General features: G+C 72.7%; 19 protein-coding genes. 17 read left to right on the forward strand and 2 right to left on the reverse strand.

All coding sequences use genetic code 11. The features are described from left to right. Nucleotides 1-97 precede the first annotated feature (97 nt). The 3 genes from TR50_RS35050 (at nt 98) to TR50_RS35055 (ending at nt 2,918) form a co-directional block, all read left to right on the forward strand. Nucleotides 98-949 carry a hypothetical protein gene (locus TR50_RS35050; protein WP_236654723.1) on the forward strand — a complete coding sequence of 284 codons (852 nt, stop codon included), beginning with the start codon at nt 98-100 and terminating at the stop codon, nt 947-949. Between the two features lie 120 nt (nt 950-1,069). Continuing rightward, complete coding sequence (locus tag TR50_RS47260; RefSeq protein ID WP_160311237.1) at nt 1,070-1,237, forward strand: hypothetical protein; 168 nt, start codon at nt 1,070-1,072, stop codon at nt 1,235-1,237. A gap of 97 nt (nt 1,238-1,334) precedes the next feature. Further along, the gene (locus tag TR50_RS35055) at nt 1,335-2,918 is read left to right on the forward strand and encodes an FAD-dependent monooxygenase (protein WP_042431778.1); all 1,584 of its coding nucleotides are present in this window, start codon (nt 1,335-1,337) and stop codon (nt 2,916-2,918) included. On the opposite strand, the gene TR50_RS35060 is transcribed toward TR50_RS35055, so the two are convergent. Then, nucleotides 2,909-3,583, reverse strand: coding sequence for a ScbR family autoregulator-binding transcription factor (locus TR50_RS35060; RefSeq protein ID WP_042431780.1), 675 nt, complete (start codon nt 3,581-3,583; stop codon nt 2,909-2,911). The two genes, TR50_RS35055 and TR50_RS35060, sit on opposite strands and share 10 nt — an antisense overlap. 143 nt (nt 3,584-3,726) lie before the next feature. Here TR50_RS35060 and TR50_RS35065 point away from each other — a divergent pair, with 143 nt between their 5' ends. Then, nucleotides 3,727-4,599 carry an NAD(P)H-binding protein gene (locus TR50_RS35065; protein ID WP_042431781.1) on the forward strand — a complete coding sequence of 291 codons (873 nt, stop codon included), beginning with the start codon at nt 3,727-3,729 and terminating at the stop codon, nt 4,597-4,599. A 263-nt stretch (nt 4,600-4,862) separates the two neighbouring features. On the opposite strand, the gene TR50_RS35070 is transcribed toward TR50_RS35065, so the two are convergent. Then, entirely contained in the window at nt 4,863-5,861 is a 999-nt protein-coding gene (locus tag TR50_RS35070) for a ScbA/BarX family gamma-butyrolactone biosynthesis protein (protein WP_084701507.1), read from the reverse strand. A gap of 269 nt (nt 5,862-6,130) precedes the next feature. Here TR50_RS35070 and TR50_RS35075 point away from each other — a divergent pair, with 269 nt between their 5' ends. The 13 genes from TR50_RS35075 to TR50_RS35135 all read left to right on the forward strand — a co-directional run bounded on the left by TR50_RS35075 (nt 6,131) and on the right by TR50_RS35135 (nt 18,657). Further along, entirely contained in the window at nt 6,131-6,754 is a 624-nt protein-coding gene (locus TR50_RS35075; RefSeq protein ID WP_042431783.1) for a ScbR family autoregulator-binding transcription factor, read from the forward strand. A 366-nt stretch (nt 6,755-7,120) separates the two neighbouring features. Continuing rightward, a complete protein-coding gene (locus TR50_RS35080; protein WP_052441695.1) occupies nt 7,121-7,867 on the forward strand; it encodes a response regulator transcription factor in 747 nt (248 codons plus the stop codon). Nucleotides 7,868-8,050: 183 nt separating this feature from the next. After that, nucleotides 8,051-8,299: an acyl carrier protein gene (locus TR50_RS35085; protein ID WP_042431784.1), complete on the forward strand. Its 249-nt coding sequence runs from the start codon at nt 8,051-8,053 to the stop codon at nt 8,297-8,299. Next, on the forward strand, nt 8,296-9,396 hold the full coding sequence (locus TR50_RS35090; protein WP_042431786.1) for a beta-ketoacyl synthase N-terminal-like domain-containing protein: 1,101 nt from the start codon (nt 8,296-8,298) through the stop codon (nt 9,394-9,396). Before TR50_RS35085 ends, TR50_RS35090 begins: the two co-directional genes overlap by 4 nt. A gap of 129 nt (nt 9,397-9,525) precedes the next feature. Continuing rightward, nucleotides 9,526-10,479, forward strand: a complete 954-nt coding sequence (locus tag TR50_RS35095) for a 3-oxoacyl-[acyl-carrier-protein] synthase III C-terminal domain-containing protein (protein ID WP_042431788.1) — start codon at nt 9,526-9,528, stop codon at nt 10,477-10,479. Continuing rightward, the gene (locus TR50_RS35100) at nt 10,476-11,225 is read left to right on the forward strand and encodes a hypothetical protein (RefSeq protein ID WP_052441696.1); all 750 of its coding nucleotides are present in this window, start codon (nt 10,476-10,478) and stop codon (nt 11,223-11,225) included. The genes TR50_RS35095 and TR50_RS35100 overlap by 4 nt, the downstream gene beginning before the upstream one ends. Beyond that, on the forward strand, nt 11,212-12,489 hold the full coding sequence (locus TR50_RS35105; protein ID WP_042431790.1) for a beta-ketoacyl-[acyl-carrier-protein] synthase family protein: 1,278 nt from the start codon (nt 11,212-11,214) through the stop codon (nt 12,487-12,489). The genes TR50_RS35100 and TR50_RS35105 overlap by 14 nt, the downstream gene beginning before the upstream one ends. A gap of 137 nt (nt 12,490-12,626) precedes the next feature. Then, nucleotides 12,627-14,219 (forward strand): MDR family MFS transporter, encoded by a 1,593-nt coding sequence (locus tag TR50_RS35110; protein ID WP_042431792.1) that lies wholly within the window; start codon nt 12,627-12,629, stop codon nt 14,217-14,219. Nucleotides 14,220-14,373: 154 nt separating this feature from the next. Then, nucleotides 14,374-15,114 (forward strand): 3-oxoacyl-ACP reductase FabG, encoded by a 741-nt coding sequence (gene fabG, locus TR50_RS35115; protein WP_042431794.1) that lies wholly within the window; start codon nt 14,374-14,376, stop codon nt 15,112-15,114. Between the two features lie 83 nt (nt 15,115-15,197). Further along, the gene (locus TR50_RS35120; protein ID WP_042431796.1) at nt 15,198-16,466 is read left to right on the forward strand and encodes a beta-ketoacyl-[acyl-carrier-protein] synthase family protein; all 1,269 of its coding nucleotides are present in this window, start codon (nt 15,198-15,200) and stop codon (nt 16,464-16,466) included. Beyond that, nucleotides 16,463-17,674 (forward strand): ketosynthase chain-length factor, encoded by a 1,212-nt coding sequence (locus TR50_RS35125; RefSeq protein WP_042431797.1) that lies wholly within the window; start codon nt 16,463-16,465, stop codon nt 17,672-17,674. Before TR50_RS35120 ends, TR50_RS35125 begins: the two co-directional genes overlap by 4 nt. Nucleotides 17,675-17,681: 7 nt before the next feature. Continuing rightward, entirely contained in the window at nt 17,682-18,431 is a 750-nt protein-coding gene (locus tag TR50_RS35130) for a 4'-phosphopantetheinyl transferase family protein (protein ID WP_052441697.1), read from the forward strand. Continuing rightward, nucleotides 18,424-18,657 carry an acyl-CoA carboxylase subunit epsilon gene (locus TR50_RS35135; RefSeq protein ID WP_042431798.1) on the forward strand — a complete coding sequence of 78 codons (234 nt, stop codon included), beginning with the start codon at nt 18,424-18,426 and terminating at the stop codon, nt 18,655-18,657. The genes TR50_RS35130 and TR50_RS35135 overlap by 8 nt, the downstream gene beginning before the upstream one ends. Nucleotides 18,658-18,747 lie beyond the last annotated feature (90 nt).

Raw genomic sequence — 18,747 nt, forward strand, 5'->3', positions numbered from 1 at the left:
ACTATGCCTCGCTCCACCGACATCGGCCCGAGGCGCCGGCTCCGAGCCCCCACGAGGCGTTTGTCCGCGCCGACGGTCAAGCCGGTGCGCTGCTGGCATGGCCGGCGGTCGACACCAGGCACAGCCCCGATCGCAGGTCCACCTGTCGGTGGGTGATGCGACGATCGCCACGGTGACTTCGTGGATCGTGATTCAGGTTGGCGAGACCGGCACGGAGATCGAGGTCGTCCTCGATGCGGACGGTGGGTGCGGTGTCGGTGCTGTCCGCTTGTATGGACTGGTGACTGTCTATGGTGTGATCGCGCAGCTACCCGACCCGGAGATCGTGCGGGCACGTTCGAAGGCGATGGCGATGCTGGACGCCACGCTGAGCCCGGAATGGCAATGGCGCTACTACTCGTACGACGCGCAGTGGGGACACTCCGAGGAACTGGCCTCCATGCGCGACGGAAGCGGCAACGACTACGCCGTCGTCTTCGGCGAGGCCGGGGTCTACGCCCAGGCGTGCGATCACGAGTCGCCGATCAACGCATACCGCGTGTCGCCCCCGGAACCGTGGCCCGGACTCTTCGACGCACTCCCGGATGCCTTCCGCCACCTTGAGCGCGAGCCGGCATTCCTCGACCACAACGGTGTGCAGCGGGCCACCGTCTGCCTGTGGCGGGAGCGCACGGACTCCGTGTGGAGGTGCGGCGACATCGAGATCCCTGACAAGAACGAGGATGACGCCGACGGTGCCGAGTGGCTCTTCGAGCTGCTTCTGGAGGGCACCGCGGAGGCCTACGTCGAGTTCGCCGACGAGTACTACGAGATGGCGCCCGCCCTGGAGGCGGTTCAGCACGTCTACAACCTCAAGCCGCTGACGCAGGAGGTCGTCTCGGCCTTGAATCCGGTGGTGAAGCTTGAGGAACTTGCCGAGGACATCGCTCAAATCGGCTATCCCGTATAGCGCCGGGCGATGATGCGAAGGAAGCGCCGCCGTGCCGATGCCGACGGACGGCCCGGGGATCGTCGATTTCCAGCTCTCCCCGCGTGCTGTTCGTTCCAAGGGTGGCCTGAACTGAAGCTCGTGGTGGACTACGACCCGTCCGGATTCGCAATCGGGCAGGCAGGATTCGTCCGCGCAAGGAGGGACGGCGGCCCGTCGCACGCCTTGCCGAAGCCGCGGCGTTTCCTGAAGGCGGACCTCGAGAAGGAGTTGTTGCAGGAGGTGGAGCAGCGGTCGGAGGGGGTGTGACCTGGGCCCCAGGGGGAGGACGATCCTTTACAGAGAACCGTCCAATCGGTATTTTTCGTCGCGGCCTAGCGGCGGCGTAAATCGGACGGGGGACCGGGTGGACGCGCAGGTAGTGGTCGTAGGGGGTGGGCCCGTCGGGCTGCTGGTGGCAGCCGAGTTGGCGGGCCGTGGGGTGGGCGTGCTGGTGTTGGAGAGTCGGGAGGCCGCGTCGGAGCGGCCGAAGGCGACCACGCTGCACGCGAGGACGGCGCAGTCGCTGGCCCGGCGTGGTTACCGGTTGGGTGAGCGGGGCCACGGCAGTGGCGGACCGGTGGGAGCGGAGTTCCACTTCGCCGGGATGCCGGGGCTGAACATCACCGTGCCGTCCACGGAGCCGGGCCCGATCGTCAAGATCGAGCAGTCGGAGGTCGAGCGGCTGTTCGCCGAACGGGCCCGCGCCACGGGCGTGCGGGTGTTGCGGGGGCATCAGGTGACGCGGGTCGTCCAGGAGGGCGACATGGTGCGGGTGGCCGCGCGCCGTGCGGACGGCAGCAGCGCGACGTTCACCAGCGGGTACCTGGTCGGCGCGGACGGCGCCCGGAGCACCGTGCGCGAGCAGCAGCGCATCGAGTCGGACACCTGGGATGCGACGGTCTCCGCCCTGATGGGCCGGGTGCGCCTGCGTGACCCGGGGGCGGTGCTGCCGGGCTGGCACCGCACGGCGCGCGGCTGGGTCGCGGTCAAGGACCTGTTGGACGGGCGGGTGCACCTGCGCACGCTGAGCGACAGACCCTGCGGCGGGGACCGCCACACACCGCCGACCGTCGAGGAGTTGAGCCAGGAGGTGTCCTGGATCACGGGCCGCGAGGTCGCCATGGAGGAGCCGCAGTGGCTCAGCAGGTTCAGCGACTTCTCCCGGCTGGTCCGGACCTACCGCGCGGGTCGGGTCTTCCTCGCCGGGGACGCCGCGCACGTCCACTTCCCGATCGGTGGACAGGGACTGAGCACCGGTCTGCTGGACGCCGTCAATCTCGGTTGGAAGCTCGCCCACGCGGTGCAGGACACCGCCGGGCCGGGGCTGCTGGACAGCTACGACGAGGAGAGACGGCCGGCCGCGCGGCGGGTGATCGACAACACCCAGGCGCAGGTAGCGCTGATGCGGGTCGACCCGGCGCTCGCCCCGTTGCAGGAGCTGCTCGGGGGGATGCTGGCGTCGGGGACGGGGAGCGAGTACCTGGGGCCGTTGATCAGCGCGCAGGACACGGTCCTGCCCGGCCGGCTCCCGGGCGGTGCCGGATCCCCCTGGGAGGGACGGTTCCTGGAGAACATCGCGCTGGTCACCGAGGACGGCCCGACGGAGGTCATCGACCTGCTGCAGGAGGGCCGCTTCCTGCTGTTGCTCGCCGGGGGAGGCGACGCGGCGGAGCGGTACGTGCGCGAGGCGGGCCCGTGGGCCCGCGAGCTGCGCGTGGTGCGGGTGCCCGCCTCAGGGCCGGAGGCGGGGCCGGGGCCGGGTCAGGAGCCGGGTCAGGAGCTGGGGGCGGCGGCGTCGGGCGAGGGCCTCCCGTGTGAGTCGCTGCTGGTCCGCCCCGACGGTTACATCGCCTGGGAGCCGGGGGCCGGCTGCCTCCGGGAGGCGCTGTCGGTCTACCTCGGCGCCGCACGCCATCCGGTCGAGCCGGAGCCCGCGGGTTACCGCTGACCGGCGGTGCTCGGGGTCAACTCCTCCTCGGTCTCCGCGAGTTCCTCGAAGACGTCCTGGCCGCGGTGCGGGGACAGGTCGAGGGTCGCGACCACCGAGGGCACCACGACGCTGGGCAGCAGGTGAAGCAGCAGCGCCCGCATCCGGTGCGGCAGATCGCGGTAACCGGTGACGGCCTGGGACATCGCCTGGACGCCCGCGAAGCTCCCCACCATGACCTCGGCGGTCTCGTCCAGCACCACGTGCGGCAGCAGTTCGCTCTGGGCCCGGGCCTGCTCCAGCAGGCCCGTCACCACCGTCGTCCAGCGCAGGAACGGACCGCTGCGGTCGAGTTCGTGGGCCAGCTGGTCGAGCGAGAGCCGCACGCCGGCGCGGACCATCGGATCGCTCTGCAGCCGGTAGGCGTGGAGCATGGCCACGTCCACGAGCTCCTGCGACTTGGACGTCCGCGGGGGGACCGTCATGGCCTGGTCCTGCTCGGCCAGGACGCCCTGGGCCAGCTCCTCCTTGGAGGAGAAGTGGAAGTAGAGCGCGCCCTTGGTCACGCCCGCAGCCTCCAGGATCTCCGCGATCGTGGCCGCCTGGTAGCCGCGTTCCTCGAAGACCCTGGCCGCGGCGGACAGGATCGCCCGGCGCGTACGGATCGCTCGGTCCTGCTTTGCCACGTCGGTCTCCTTCGGGTGGGGTGGCACCGAGGCGGTCGTCCCAAAAAAAACCGCCAAGCCTGTATATTACAGCCTCGTGGGGACCGTTTCGGCTGCGTTTCGCAACTGATGGTTCCCGAACCGCCGATGCGGAGGGGGCGTCGATGATTCTGGTGACGGGGGCGACCGGGACGGTCGGGCGCGAGCTGGTCCGCTGCCTGCCGGCGGACGTGCCGCTGCGGCTGATGACCCGGGACCCGTCCCGGGTGGGCGACGTGCCCGCGGAGGCCGAGGTGGTCGGCGGGGACTACGCCGATCCGGACTCGCTCGCCCGCGCCCTGCGCGGTGTGCGGGGGGCCTTCCTGGTGACCTCCCGGCCGGGCAGCGAGGACGACGCCGCGTTCCTGTCGGCCGCGCGGGCGGCCGGCGTGGCCCGGATCGTCAAGCTCTCCGCCGCCGCGGTGGCCGACCCAGGAGCCGACGACCTGATCACCCGGGTGCAGCGGGACAACGAACGGCTGCTGCGCGAGTCCGGGATCGCCTGGACGCTGCTGCGGCCCCGCGCCTTCATGTCCAACCGTCTGTCGTGGGCGGCCTCGGTGCGCGCGGAGGGTGTCGTGCGCGCCCTGCTCGGCGACGCCCCCAACGCCTCGGTGGACCCCCGCGACATCGCGGCGGTCGCGGCGCGGGCCCTGACCGAGGAGGGGCACGAGGGTCGGGTGCACGCGCTGACCGGACCGGAGGCGCTGAGCGCGGTGGAGCAGACGGCGCAGCTCGCCGAAGTCCTCGGCGTGCCGCTGCGGTTCGAGGAGCTCGGCTGGGACGAGGCCCGCGCGCAGCTGCTCCGCCGGTACCCGGCCCGCGTGGCGGAGGCCCTGCTGAGCAGCGCGCGTCGGCAGGCCGAAGGGGCCAAGGCCCGGGTGGAGCAGACCGTCCAGGAGATCACCGGCCGCCCGGCGCGGAGTTTCCGCACCTGGGCCGGTGATCACGCGGGGGCGTTCGCCCCGGCGGCGGCGGAAGTCACCGCAGAGGCCTGAGCAGGCGGGTTGAGCGCCGAGCGCCGAGCGCCAAGCGCCGAGCGCCGAGCGCCGAGCACTGAGCACTGAGCGCTGAGCGGTGCCCGCTGTGACCTCACTGCCGGGCGCTCACCGCTGGCCGCTGACCGCCGCTCACCGCAGACCGCTGGCCGCTCATCGCTGGCCGCCGCTAGCCGCCGACCGGCTGACCGCCGCTGGCCGCTGACCGCCGCTCACCGCCGAGCGCCGACCGCTCGCCGCCGACCGCGTCGCGGTGCGTTCGCTCAGCGGGCGTCGGGTGCGGCCACGACCGTGGTGCTGAACACCGTCGCGCCGTCCTGGTGGCCGGTGACGAGCACCTGCTCGTAGCCGGCCGGGCTCGGCGCGAGGCGTTCCGCCTCGATCAGGCAGGGGGCGTCCAGCTCGGCGTACCGGTGGAAGCGGCTGGTCATCCCGAGCGGCAGGAACTCGCGGCGGCCGAGGACGGAGGCCGTCGCCTGGCGGGCGGCCTCGACCAGGACCATGCCCGGGACGTGGTCGACCGGGTGGTCGAAGAGCACGGGGTGCCGCGTGTCGACCCGCAGTTGCCAGCGGGTCTCCTCGCCGATGGGCGTCAGCACGACGTCGCGGCTGGACAGGCGGCCGACGTACTGGGGTGCGACCGGGGCGGTGAGCGGCAGTCGGCGGCTGGCGCCGCTCAGGCCGCGCTCCCCGCGCAGCCGCCGGTAGACGGCCGCGGAGGTGCAGGCGAAGGAGCCGCTGCCGGAGGCGGCCGGCTCTCCGTCGCGCAGGAGCCGCAGCTCCATCTGTATGCCCGTCAGCTTCCCGTTGCGCCACTGCGGTTCGCAGGCCGCCTCGATGTCGAGCGTGGCCGGCGTGGCCTCGGTGCGCAGCCGGTCGGGGAGGACGGTGAAGTCGAGGTCCCACATCACGAAGGCGTGCCCGAGCGGGACGTCGAACTCGGCGTGGGCGAGCAGGGTGCCCGCCTGCCGGATCGTCTCCGCGACCAGCAGCGGGTCGTGGTGGTCGCCGACGGAGTGGAAGAAGCTGTGCCCCCGGGGCCATTGGGCGGTCACACCGAAGGACTGACCGTCCTTGCCGCGTCGCCAGTCGGTGAGCATGACCTCGGCGACCGCGGCGCGGTGGACGAACTCCCTTGGCACGGTGGTGGTCAGGGAGGGAAAGCGGAAGAGCGGCGGTGCGCTCGGCAGGGAGCGGCCTGCGAGGTGTGCGGGCAGTGCGTGCGCGCCGGTGGACTCGGTGCGGAAAGTGCCGACAGCCATGGTTCCCCCAAACGATGACGTGACGGAGCCAGCGGTGCTGGTGCCCCCGTTCGACGACAAAGATACCTACCAACCGGTTTCGTTTCCACCCCCTTGAGGAGAGCGCGCCAAACCCGAAACCGGAATCTTGCGCCTCCGTCTGGCCTGACGCCCCGAAGCGGGCCATACTAAACCGCATAGTTGGTTTTGTAGGCTGAACTGCCTGCGGGCACGCGTCGAGGGTCGGCTGACCGCCGCCGCGCGCCCCGGGCCGATACGGGAGGCGATGGGTGACCAAGCAGGAGAGGGCGGTCCGGACGAGGCGGTCCTTGATCCGAGCCGCTGCGGAGGTGTTCGTCGAGCAGGGCTTCGCGTCGGCGTCGCTCCAGGTCATCAGCAAGAGGGCCGGCGTCAGCACGGGGGCTCTGCACTTCCACTACCCCACCAAGGAGTCGCTGGCGCAGGCTGTCCAGGACGAGGCGGCCCGGCTGCTGGCCGTCATCGCCGAGGGGCGCGCGAGGGCGGAGCCGCGCGCGCTGCAGGATCTGGTCGACGCGACGTATCGGCTGGTCAGCGGCCTGGCGGACGATGTCGTACTGCGCGCCGGCTTCGAGTTGGGTGTCACCGTGCGACGCGACGCGGGGGCGGACCTGTGGCAGGCGTGGCAGCGCTGCGTCGAGGGCGCGCTGCGCCGGGTGGTCGCGCAGGGGGAGCTGGCCGAAGGGGTCTCCGCGGACGGGGCGGCCGCCTGCATCGTGGCCGCGACGGTGGGCTTCGAGGTGCTCGGCGGCCGGGACAGGGCCTGGTTGTCGGAGGGGCGGGTCGCCGCCCTGTGGCGCCTGCTGCTGCCCGGCCTGGCGGACGGCGGGGCCTTGGAGAAGGTCAGCCCGCGGCCGACCTGCGCCGCCTGCTGAGAGAGCGGATGGGGACGGTGAGACCTGCCTCTGCATGGTCCGAGTCACGTTGACAAACCGACTGGACCGTTTTTTAATCGATCTGGCCTCCTGCGATGTCGGGCCCGGCGGCGATGGCGCCGCCAGGCCCCGCGGGACGACGTCACGGCCGGCGCGGCGCGTGGGCGTCCCGGAGACGAGCAGGGGCGGACGGGGGAATGTCGTGTGCAGTAGGAAAGACGTGTCCACGCCGTGGAGACCGCCTTTCGGCGGAAAGCCGGCGGTGATTTCCGAGAGAGAGCTCTCCCCTCCGCTCGTGCGGGCCTGTCCGTGCCGTGTCCGACCGACGGGAACACGGTCCTGGAATCTGGGCGAGAGTGAGTCCACGTGCTGATCCTGATAATGACGAACGACGGCGAGTTCTCGGTTGAGCTCGCGGGCGGCCTTGAGGGCGCGGGTCATCGGGTCGACAAGGCGGCCCGGCTCGACGTCGTGCTGGCCCGCTCCGGCGAGGTGGACGCGGTCCTGCTCGACTTCGGGGCGTTCGGTACCGACGGCTTCGAGGTGTGCCGGGCGATCAGGTCCGCGTCGCCGGTGCCGCTGATCGTGGCGGACGTGTCCGACGACGAGTTCGACCGGGTGCTGAGCTTCAAGCTCGGCGTCGACGACTTCATCGTCCGCCCGTGCAGCGCGCGAGAGTTGATCGCGCGGATCGAGGCGGTGGTGCGGCGGGTCGACAGCTCCTGGCGGCCCTGGGAGAGCTCCGTCGCGTCGGCCGAGCAGGTCCACGACGTCGGCGCGGTGCGGATCGCCCTGCGCAGCCGCACCGTGACCGCGCACGGGCGCGAAGTCATGCTGACCCGCAAGGAGTTCGACATCCTCGCGCTGCTGGCCTCCGATCCCGGTCGGGTCTTCAGCCGCGAGGACATCATGCGCGAGGTCTGGGGCTACGACGGGGCCGGCGACACCAGGACCCTCGGCGTCCACATGGTCGGGATCCGGCGCAAGCTGCCGTCCTCGCTCGTCGAGACGGTGCGCGGGGTGGGTTTCCGGCTGAACGCGGGACGCGCGCACGGTGTTTCGGCCCCCGAGGCGGGCGGCCTGCTGGCCGGGGTCGGGCTCCGCGCCGGATGAGCCCGACGGCCCGCCGCAGCGGTTGCGTCGGGCCGCCCGGACGGCGTTCAGAAACGCCTCCCGGGATCCTAGTGAAAACCTAGAAATGCCCCGCTTGTTCTTTGTGCGGACACCGAAGAAGCTATTGCGTAATCTCCCGTGAATTGAATTCAGGCACGGGTCCACGGAAAACGGAGGCGGTCAATGACTGCGATCACGGCGGACGAGAAGCAGCAGATCAAGGACATCGTCTGCGACATTCTCGAACTCGAGGAGGACGAGATCACCGAGGAGAGCCTCTTCGTCGAGGAGCACGACGCCGACTCGATGCGTCTCATCGAGATCCTCTCCTCGCTGGAGCTGAACCTGAAGGTCACCATCGAGCAGTCGGAACTGGCGCGGATGGTGAACCTCGCCGGTGTGTACGAGGTCGTCGCGGAATCCGCTCGATGACCGGCCGGGCGCCGTCGCGACGGCGGCTGGACATCGTCGGCTGGTCGGCCACCTCGCCGTTCGGCACCGGCCGCGCCGCCTTCAGCCAGGGGCTGCGGGAGGGCCGGGGCACCTCGGCGCCGCTCGACCACGAGCAGTGGCAGGTCCCGGCCGGACCCGCCTGTCTGGTACCGGACTTCGACGTCCGCAAGGTGCTCGGCAAGAAGGGCACCCGGAGCATGAACCGGGTGACCGGACTGGCCGTCAGCACCGTCGGCGACCTGCTCGCCGAACTGGACCGCCCCGGGCTCACCCCGGAGACCACGGGCATGGTGCTCGGGACCACCGGCGGCAGCGTCCAGAGCACCCTGGACTTCACCCGCGGCTCTCTCACGGGAGAGCTGCCCTACCTGGTCGACCCGGGCCTGATCCCCTACGGCGTGATGAACGGCGCCGCCGGTCAGATCGCCATCTGGCACCAGCTGAAGGGGCCCAACGCCACGCTCGCGGCCGGGCGTTCGGCCGGTCTGCTGGCGCTCAACTACGCCCGCCGGCTGCTGCTCACCGACCGGGCCGAGATGGTGCTCTGCGGCGCGGCCGAGGAGTACTCGACGGCGCGGGCCTGGCTCGCCCGGCACACCGCCGAGTCCGACCCGGACGCGCTGCTGCTCGGTGAGGGCTGCGCCATGTTCGCCCTCACCGCGGTGGCCGCCGAGTCGGACCCGGTCGCCCAGGCGACCGCGTCGCTGGTCGGCGTCAAGGCTCTGACCAGCAGTGAGGGCGACTGGGAGGCCGTGGTCCGCCGGGCGGTCGGGCAGCTGCTCGACGACGCCGGCATCACCCCGGCCGACCTGTGGGCGGTCAGCCCCTCCGCCGCCGCCGGCGCCGCGGGCAAGGCGGAGGCCGTCATCGCCCAGGACCTGGTGGCGGCGGGCGGCGGGGTCCGACTCCCGGTCGCCGAGCTGCTGGGCGAGGCGCACGCGGCGTCCGCCGCGTTCCAGCTCGCCGCGGTGCTGGGCCGGGCCGAGGCGGACGAGCGGGCCGCCGGCCGCTTCTCCGTGGTCACCAGCACGGACGAGGCCGGCACGGTCGCCGCAGCCCTGCTGCGGCACTACTGAGAGCCGGTCGGGGTTGTCCAGGACTCCTCCCGGCCGCCCCCGCACGACCCGACTCCCGGCGACGCGGCCCGGACCCGGACACCGAGGTGGACCGGGCCGCGTGTCGGCCTGCCTGAGAAAGGCCGTCCGTTGATCACCCTGGAAGCGGTGGAGTCCTACGTCCCCGAGCGCACGGTCGGGATCGAGGACCGCGCCGCGGAACTGGACCTCACCCCGGAACAGATCCACATGTTCCGGCGCCACTTCGGACTCGACCGCATGCGGTACGACCCCGCTGCCGAGCTGATCGAGCAGCTGCTGCCCGCCGCCGAGCGTGCGCTCGGGGACACCCCGCGCGGCGACGTCCGCCATCTGCTCTTCGGCCACGCGCTGCACGGCGCCGGCCACGTCCCGCCCGACACCGCCCGGGAGCTCGCCCGGCGGCTCGGGCTCGAGCACGCCACCGCGTTCGCGCTCACCCAGCAGAACTGCGCCGTCTCGATGTCCGCCCTGGACGTCGCGGGCAGCCTGCTGGAGGCCGGGGCGGACCCCTCCGCCCGCGCCCTGGTCGTGGTCGGGGACAAGCCGCGCACCCGCGCGGCCCAGCTGATCATGAACACCTGCATCGTCGCCGACGGCACGGCCGCCGCACTGGTGGCGGTGGACGGCCCCGGCGTGCCGGTGCGCTCCTTCGCCACGCGCACGCTCGGACAGTTCAGCGACGGCATGCTCTCCACCCCGGAGACCCTGCGCAACGCGGCGGAGCTGCGGCCCACGGTGCTGGCCGAGGTGATGACGGAGGCCGCGGGAAGGGCCGGCTGCTCCCTGGACGACGTCCAGTGGTTCATCCCGTCCAACCCCAACCTGGTCTTCTGGCGGGACGCGGTCCCGGACGAGGACCTGCGCGCGCGGTTCTACCTCGACAACGTGCCGCGACTGAGCCACTGCCTGGCCGCCGACGTGTTGGCGAACTACACCAGCCTCCGGGAGGAGAAGCGGTTGCGGCACGATCGACCGGTCATGTTCGTCGCCATCGGCGTCGGCATGACCTTCTCCGCGATGGTGGTCACCCCGGGCGTCGAGCACGGGGCGGTGCACGGATGAGCCTGCGTCTGCACGGCGTCGCCCAGCACGTCGAGCCGGCCGGTTCCGACGCGCTGCCGCTGTTCCACGCCGATCTGGTGGACCGTCTGCTGACCGTCGCACCGCAGCCGGCGGAGCCCGGCCCGGACCTCGTGGTCCTGGTCAATGCGGCGCCCGACACCCAGGGCCACAAGACGACGGCCTCCTGGCTCAACCTGCGCACCGGCGGCGCGGCGCACAGCTTCGCGCTCACCGGCCAGGGTGTCGGCGGCCCGTTCACCGCGCTGCGGGTGGCGGACGCCTGCGCCCGCACCGGCCGCGGCGGTTCCGCGCTGCTGGCCGTCGTGGAGTGCGCCGGGGCCGACGGAGCCTCGGACGCGTCCGGCGTGCTGCTGCGCCTGGACGACCGGGCCGGCGGCGCGGCGGTCGAGGTCGCCGCCGTCCCGACGAAGGAGCTGGCCGGCGAGCTGGCGGCGCTGGTCCCCGAGCGGGGCCAGCTGCTGCTGGTGCTCGGCCCCGGGACGGACCCGGGGGTGGCGCCGGGGGAGCGGACCGAGGTCCGCACCGCGCCGGAGACCAGTTCCTGCACCGCCGTGTGGCGTGTGCTGGCCACCAAGTGGGCGGCCTCGCGCGACCGCTGTCCGGTCGTGGCGCTCTGCGCCGCTGACCCGGTCACCGCCACCACCCACCTTGCAGTTCTGCGTGACCTGGACGAATGGGAGCCGCCTGCGGGCGGGACTGAGGGAAGAGGGAATGGACGTGAGTGACGTGACGGCACCGAGCGCGCAGCGCTCCGACCGCGACCGGGTGGTCGTGACCGGCCTGGGCGTGTTCTCCAGCATCGGCGTGGGACTGGGCGAGTTCACCGAGGGTCTGCGCTCCGGGCGCAACGGTGTCTCGCCCATCTCGGCCTTCGACACGACGGGCTTCGCCCACGCGAACGGCTGCGAGGTGCGGGACTTCGAGCCCGCCCCGTGGCTGCGCCGCTGGAAGCAGGAGGAGTTGGGCCGGGCGGCCCAGTTCTCCGTGGCGGCGGCGCGGATGGCGGTCGCGGACGCAGGCCTGAGCGACGACGAACTGCGCGCCCGTCGGGTGCAGATCACCGTCGGCACGACCGACGGCGAGTCGCAGGACCTGGACCGGCTGGCCGCGGAGTGGGTCGCCGAGGGGCCGCAGTCCTGGGCCCCGCAGATCGCCGGCCGGGTCGGCGCGGGCCGCCTGTCGGCCGCGGTGGCCTGGGAGTTCGGCCTGACCGACAGCGAGGCGGTCACCCTGGCGACCGCGTGCTCGGCGGGCAACTACGCGATCGGGATGGGCCTGGACGCGATCCGCGTCGGCGACGCGGACATCGCCCTGTGCGGCGGTGCGGACGCGATGTGCCAGAAGTCCTTCGCCGCCTTCTACCGGCTCGGGACCATCGCTCCCGACTTCTGCCGCCCCTTCGACAAGGACCGCCAGGGCATCCTCACCGGCGAGGGCGCCGGGGTGCTGGTGCTGGAGCGGCTGGACTCGGCGCTGGCGCGCGGCGCCAGGATCTACGCCGAGGTGCTGGGCTACGGCCTGACCTGCGACGCGCACCACCCGGTGCAGCCGGAGCAGTCGAGCATCGCCCGCTGCGTCCGCACCGCGCTGGACGACGCGGGGGTGCGCCCGGAGGACGTCGACCTGATCTCCGCCCACGGCACCGGCACCCGGACCAACGACGTGACCGAGTCGCGCGCGATCCGCGAGGTCTACGAGGTGCCGCCGCGCACCGTGTCGCTGAAGTCGATGCTCGGTCACACCATGGGCGCGGCCAGCGCGCTGGCCGCCGTGGCCTGCTCGGTGGCGCTCACCGAGGGCTTCATCCCGCCGACGATCAACCACCGGGAGACCGACCCGGAGTGCGAGATCGACTGCGTGCCGAACCAGTCGGTCGAGGCGGACCTGAAGGTCGTGCAGAACAACGGTCTGGCCTTCGCCGGCAACAACGCGGTTGTGGTGCTGGGCCGTTACGACGGGGACCGGACGCCTGCGACGGTCGCGGGCTGATCGTGGCGGTGTCGTCGCCGGTCCGCGGGGCGAACCCGGGAAGCCGGTTGCGTACGACGTACGAAGATGGCATTCTCAAGCTATCTTCGGACGCCGTACGAAGTTCGGTGACGTGATCACGGAAAGCGAGGAGAGTCATGGCAGAGGACACGATCCCCGCCGCCCGGCCGACGGCCGACCCGGCGGCGCCCGCCCCGCAGGCGCGCCGGCGGGTCGGTTTCGGCCTGGTGGCCCTGGTGCTCGGCATGGTGCTCGGCGTCCTGGACCAGGTGATCGTCGGGACGGCCCTGCCCACCATGGCCGGCGAGCTCGGGGGGCTCAGCCTCCTCCCGTGGGTGGTGACCGCCTACGGGCTGGCCACCGCCACCACCACCCCGCTCTGGGGCAAGTTCGGTGACCTCTACGGGCGGAGGCGCACCTTCACCGGGGCCATCGCGCTCTTCCTGGTCGGCTCCATGGCGGCCGGCCTCGCCCAGGACATGACGCAGCTCATCGCCTTCCGGGTGGTGCAGGGTCTGGGGGCCGGCGGGCTGATGGTGGGCGCCTTCGCCCTCATCGGCGACCTGGTCCCCGACCCCGCGGGGCGGGTGAAGCTCCAGTCGGTGATCGGCGCGGTCATTCCGGTCGCCCTGGTGGGCGGGCCGCTGCTGGGCGGTGTGCTCACCGACCACGCCAGCTGGCGTTGGGCGTTCTACCTCAACGTCCCGGTCGGCGCCGTCGCCCTGGCCGCCGCCTACATCGGCATCCCGGCCGCCCCGCGCGGCCGGAAGGCGCGCATCGACTACGCGGGCGCCGCACTGCTCTCGGTGTCCGTGGTCGCGCTGACCCTGCTGGCCGGCTGGGCCGGCTCCCGCTACGCGTGGGGCTCGTGGCCGATCGCCGCGCTCGCCGTCGTCGCGGTGGCCGCGCTGGCCCTGCTGGTCCGGGTCGAGCGACGGGCGGCCGAGCCGATCCTGCCGCCGGTGCTGTTCCACTCCAAGGACTTCAACCTGGCGCAGGTGATGGGCCTGCTCGTGGCCGCGGGCATGCTCGCGGTGATGGTGCACCTGCCGCTCTACATGCAGAGCGTCAAGGGGGCCTCGCCGACCGTCAGTGGTCTGCTGCTGCTGCCCTTCATGGGCGGCATGATCACGGCTCAGCTGATCACCGCGCGACTGGTCCTGCGCACCGGCCGGGTCCGGCTGATGGCCCTCATCGGCTCGGGATCGGCGACCGTGGGCATGGCCCTGCTCGCCCTGGTGGACACCGGAACCCCCACCGCGGTCGCGGCGGGCCTGGGGGTGGTGGCCGGGTTCGGCATCGGCATGGTGCTCCAGGGCACCCTGGTCATCACCTTCGGCAGCGTGGACCGGCGCTACATCGGCGTCGCCAGCGGGCTGCTCAACCTCTTCCGCTCCATCGGCGGCTCGCTGGGCGTGGCGCTGCTGGGCTCGGTCTACCACTCGCTGTCGACCAGCACCCTGACCGACCGTCTCGGCGTCCAGGCGGGCCGTCAGCTCGCCGGCGCCAGCCAGCATCTCGACCCGAAGGCGCTGGCCCAGCTGCCGGCCCGGGCGCTGGACGCCTTCCGGGCATCGGTGGTGGACGGGCTGCACGGCGTGCTGCTCGGCGCCTGCCTGCTGGCCGCCGTGGGCTTCGCGACGGCGTGGCTGCTGCGGTCCCGGATGTCCCCGCCCGGCGCCCCGGCGCCGGCCGCCGAAAAGCCCGCCGCGGCGGTCGAGAGCGTTTAGCGCGAACTTAATCGGCGCCGCATTGAACTTAACCGCGCCGCCGAAGAAACTATTCAACAGGCTCCGGTGGTGTGTTCACCGAGAAAGCGAAGGCCGCTGCATCCGCAGCGGCCTTCGCTTTTGACTTCACGAAACCGTTCAGGGGAGAGGCCACATGGCAGACGACATTCCAAGGACCGCCCTCGTCAGCGGCGGGTCGCGCGGCATCGGGCGCGCGGTGGTGCTGCGACTGGCCCGGGACGGCTACCAGGTGGCCTTCTGCCACCAGCGCCCGTCCGAGGCGGTCCGGAGCCTGGAGAAGGAGGCCGCCGAGCTGGGCGCGGTGGTGGTGGGAAGCCAGGTCGACGTCGCCGACGCCGACCAGGTCCGCGCGTGGGTGCAGCGCACCGAGCGCGAGCTCGGCCCGATCGACGTGGTCGTCAACTCGGCCGGCATCGTCCGCGACACCCCGCTGGTGATGATGAAGGACCAGGACTGGCACGACGTGGTCGACGTCAACCTCACCGGCACCTTCAACGTCTCCCGCGCCGTCGTCTTCGGAATGATGAAGCGGAAGTCCGGCTGCGTGGTGAACATCTCCTCGGTCGCCGGAGTCCACGGGAACGCCTCCCAGACGAACTACTCGGCCACCAAGGCCGGAATCATCGGATTCACCAAGGCCCTTTCCAAGGAGACCGGCCGCTACGGGATCCGGGCGAATGCGGTGGCCCCCGGATTCATCGAGACCGACATGGTGGCGGGACTCTCCGAGAGCTTCCGGGAAAAGGGGCGGGAAAGCACCTCGCTGCGCCGCTTCGGCCGCCCCGAGGAGGTCGCCGACGCCGTCGCCTACCTCGTGACCGCCGAGTACGTCACCGGAACCGTCCTCGAGGTCGACGGCGGCCTCTCGATCTGAGCGCGCGCCAGACCGCGCCCGTGACCCAGCAAGGAGACCTGATTCATGCACCGGACACCCCACCTCGACCTGCGGAGGGCACGGTGAAGCGACGCGTCGTCATCACCGGCATCGGCGTCCTCGCGCCCGGCGGCATCGGCGCCAAGAACTTCTGGAGCCTGCTCAGCGAGGGCCGCACCGCCACCCGCGGCATCACCTTCTTCGACCCGTCGCCGTTCCGCTCCCGGGTCGCCGCAGAGATCGACTTCGACCCGGAGGAGCACGGCCTGCGTCCGCAGGAGATCCGCCGGATGGACCGCGCCGCGCAGTTCGCGGTGGTCGCGGCCCGCGAGGCGGTGGCCGACAGCGGCCTCGACACCGCGGCCGCCGACCCGCACCGCATCGGCGTCTCCCTCGGCAGCGCCGTGGGCGCCACCATGGGCCTGGACCAGGAGTACCGGGTCGTCAGCGACGACGGCCGCCTGGACAGCGTCGACCACCGCTACGCGGTGCCGCACCTGTACAACCACTTCGTGCCCAGCTCCTTCGCCGCGGAGGTCGCCTGGACCACCGGGGCCGAGGGCCCGACCAACGTCGTCTCCACCGGCTGCACCTCCGGCCTCGACGCGGTCGGTCACGCCGTGGGGCTGATCCGCGAGGGCAGCGCCGACGTGATGATCGCCGGCGCCACCGACGCGCCGATCTCGCCCATCACCATGGCCTGCTTCGACGCCATCAAGGCCACCACGCCGCGCTCCGACGACCCGGCGCGGGCCTCGCGCCCGTTCGACGGGACCCGCAACGGCTTCGTGCTCGGGGAGGGCTCGGCCGTCTTCGTGCTGGAGGAGCTGGAGGCCGCCAAGGCCCGCGGCGCCCACGTCTACGCGGAGATCGCCGGCTTCGGCTCCCGCGCCAACGCCTTCCACATGACCGGACTGCGCCCCGACGGCGTCGAGATGGCGGAGGCCATCCGGGTCGCCCTGGCCGAGGCCCGGCTCGACCCCGAGGACATCGACTACATCAACGCCCACGGCTCCGGCACCAAGCAGAACGACCGGCACGAGACCGCCGCCTTCAAGCTCAGCCTCGGCGATCACGCGTACCGGACCCCGGTCAGCTCCATCAAGTCGATGGTCGGCCACTCGCTCGGCGCCATCGGCTCGATCGAGATCGCCGCCTGCGCGCTCGCCATGCAGTACGGCGTCGTCCCGCCGACCGCCAACCTGCACACCCCCGACCCCGAGTGCGACCTCGACTACGTCCCCCTGACGGCGCGCGAGCGCAAGCTCGACTCCGTCCTCAGCGTCGGCAGCGGCTTCGGCGGCTTCCAGAGCGCGATCGTACTCAGCCACCCGGAGAGGAGCCCGCGATGACCGCGACCGTGGTCACCGGCCTGGGAGTGCTCGCCCCCAACGGCCTCGGCACCGAGGACTTCTGGGCCGCCACCCTGGCCGGGGAGAGCGGCATCGGGCCGGTCCGCCGGTTCGACGCCTCCTCCTACCCGGCCCGGCTGGCCGGCGAGGTGCCCGGCTTCGACGCCGCGGAGCACCTGCCCAACCGGCTGCTCCCGCAGACCGACCACATGACCCGGATGGCGCTCGTCGCCGCCGACTGGGCACTGGCGGACGCCGGCCTGGAGCCCGACAGCACGGACTCCTTCGGCATGGGCGTGGTCACCGCCAGCTCCGCCGGCGGCTTCGAGTTCGGGCAGAACGAGCTGCGCGCGCTGTGGAGCCGCGGCCCCAAGCACGTCAGCGCCTACCAGTCCTTCGCCTGGTTCTACGCCGTCAACACCGGCCAGATCTCCATCCGGCACGGCATGCGCGGCCCCAGCGGCGTGCTGGTCGCCGACCAGGCCGGCGGCCTGGACGCGCTCGCCCAGGGCCGGCGGCTGATCCGCGACGGCACTCCGGTGGTGGTCTCCGGCGGCGTCGACTCCTCGGTGTGCCCGTGGGGTTGGGCCGCCCAGCTGTCCGGTGGCCGACTCGCCGCCGGCGACGACCCGGCCACCGCCTACCGCCCGTTCCACCCGGACGCCGCCGGCCACGTCAGCGGCGAGGGCGGGGCGATCCTGGTGCTGGAGGACGCGGCCCACGCCGAGGCGCGGGGCGCCCGCGTCCACGGCCGGATCCTCGGCTGCGCCGCCACCTTCGACCCGCGACCGGGCAGCGACCGCGAGCCGGGCCTGCGCCGCGCGATCGAACTGGCCCTCGCGGACGCGGACCTGACGCCCTCGGACATCGACGCCGTCCTCGCCGACGCCGCCGGCCTGCCGGAACTCGACGCGGCCGAGGCCGCCGCGCTGTGCGCGGTCTTCGGCGAGCGCGGGGTCCCGGTCTCCGCGCCGAAGACGATGACCGGCCGGCTCAACTCCGGAGCCGGACCGCTCGACGTCGCCACGGCGCTGCTCTCGCTGCGCGACCAGGTGATCCCGCCGACGATCAACGTCGAGGCGGACCCGGCCCTCGGCCTGGACCTGGTCACCGGGCGGCGCCGCGAGGCCGCCCTGCGCAACGTCCTCGTGCTCGCACGAGGGCACGGCGGCTTCAACTCTGCTCTCGTGGTGGGCGGTGCGGCCTGAGACAGGGGTGGCGGCACACCGCACCGCGGTGTGGCTCCCGCCGACGCTGAGCGCCGACGCGGAGCTGTGGTTGGTCAGCCCCTCCGGGCAGCCGACCGAGGAGGAGTACGCCGTGCTGGACGCGGCCGAACGCCGGCGGGCGGCCTCGTTCCGCCGTCCGGCGCGTGCCGCGCTGTACGTCGCGGCCCATGTGGCCATGCGGCGTCTGCTCGGTGAGCATCTCGGCATCCCGCCCGAAGAGGTGGTGATCGGTCACGAGCCCGGCGGGCGGCCGGTCCTCGCCGACCGGCTGGACGCCCTGCACTTCTCCCTCTCGCACAGCGAGGGGGTGGCGTTGCTCGGCGTCGCGGACCGGGTGATCGGCGTCGACGTCCAGGGCGTGCCCAGCCCCGCGACGGCCGGACTGTGCGCCGCCAGGCTGCACGCGGCCGAGCGGGCGGAGATCGAGGCCCACCCGGACGCCGAGCGTCCGGAGGCGTTCGCCCGTGTCTGGGCACGCAAGGAGGCCTACCTCAAGGGCCTGGGCACCGGTCTGCAACGCGCGCTGGAAGCCGACTACCTGGGCGACGGTCCGCCCGGCTCGCCCTCCCGACCGGAGGGCTGGACCGTGCTGGACCTGGCCTGCGGGGAGCGCTACGCCGCCGCGATGGCCATCGCCGACCCGGCGCTTCCGGCCACCCCTACCGCGGGTCCCCTCCGGTTCCTCCACCGGGGGAGCCCGTCGCCGCCACCGAACGAAGGAGAAACAGGTGAGTGATCACGTCCTGCCGTACGCCATCCGCGTCGAGCGCGGCTGTCTCGCCGACGACGAGACGGCCGCGCTGGTCGCGGTCCTGCTGGCCCGGTGCCAGGTGAGCGCCGGGCCCGCCCCGGCCGCCTCCGGCGGCGGCCGGGGCATGCTGCGGCCGGCCCGGGCGCGCTGGCGCCGCCCCGAACGGGCGCACGGCTTCCACGGGCCGCGCAGCTGGCAGGACCTGGTCTGAGGCACCGGGGCGCCCCCGGCACCGGGGCGCCCCGGCCCCACCGTCCGAAACGAAGCCGAACGAAGCCGAACGAAGCAGAGAAGGGAGCCG

The organism is Streptacidiphilus anmyonensis (genome assembly GCF_000787855.1).
In the GTDB taxonomy this organism is placed as follows: Bacteria; Actinomycetota; Actinomycetes; order Streptomycetales; family Streptomycetaceae; genus Streptacidiphilus; species Streptacidiphilus anmyonensis.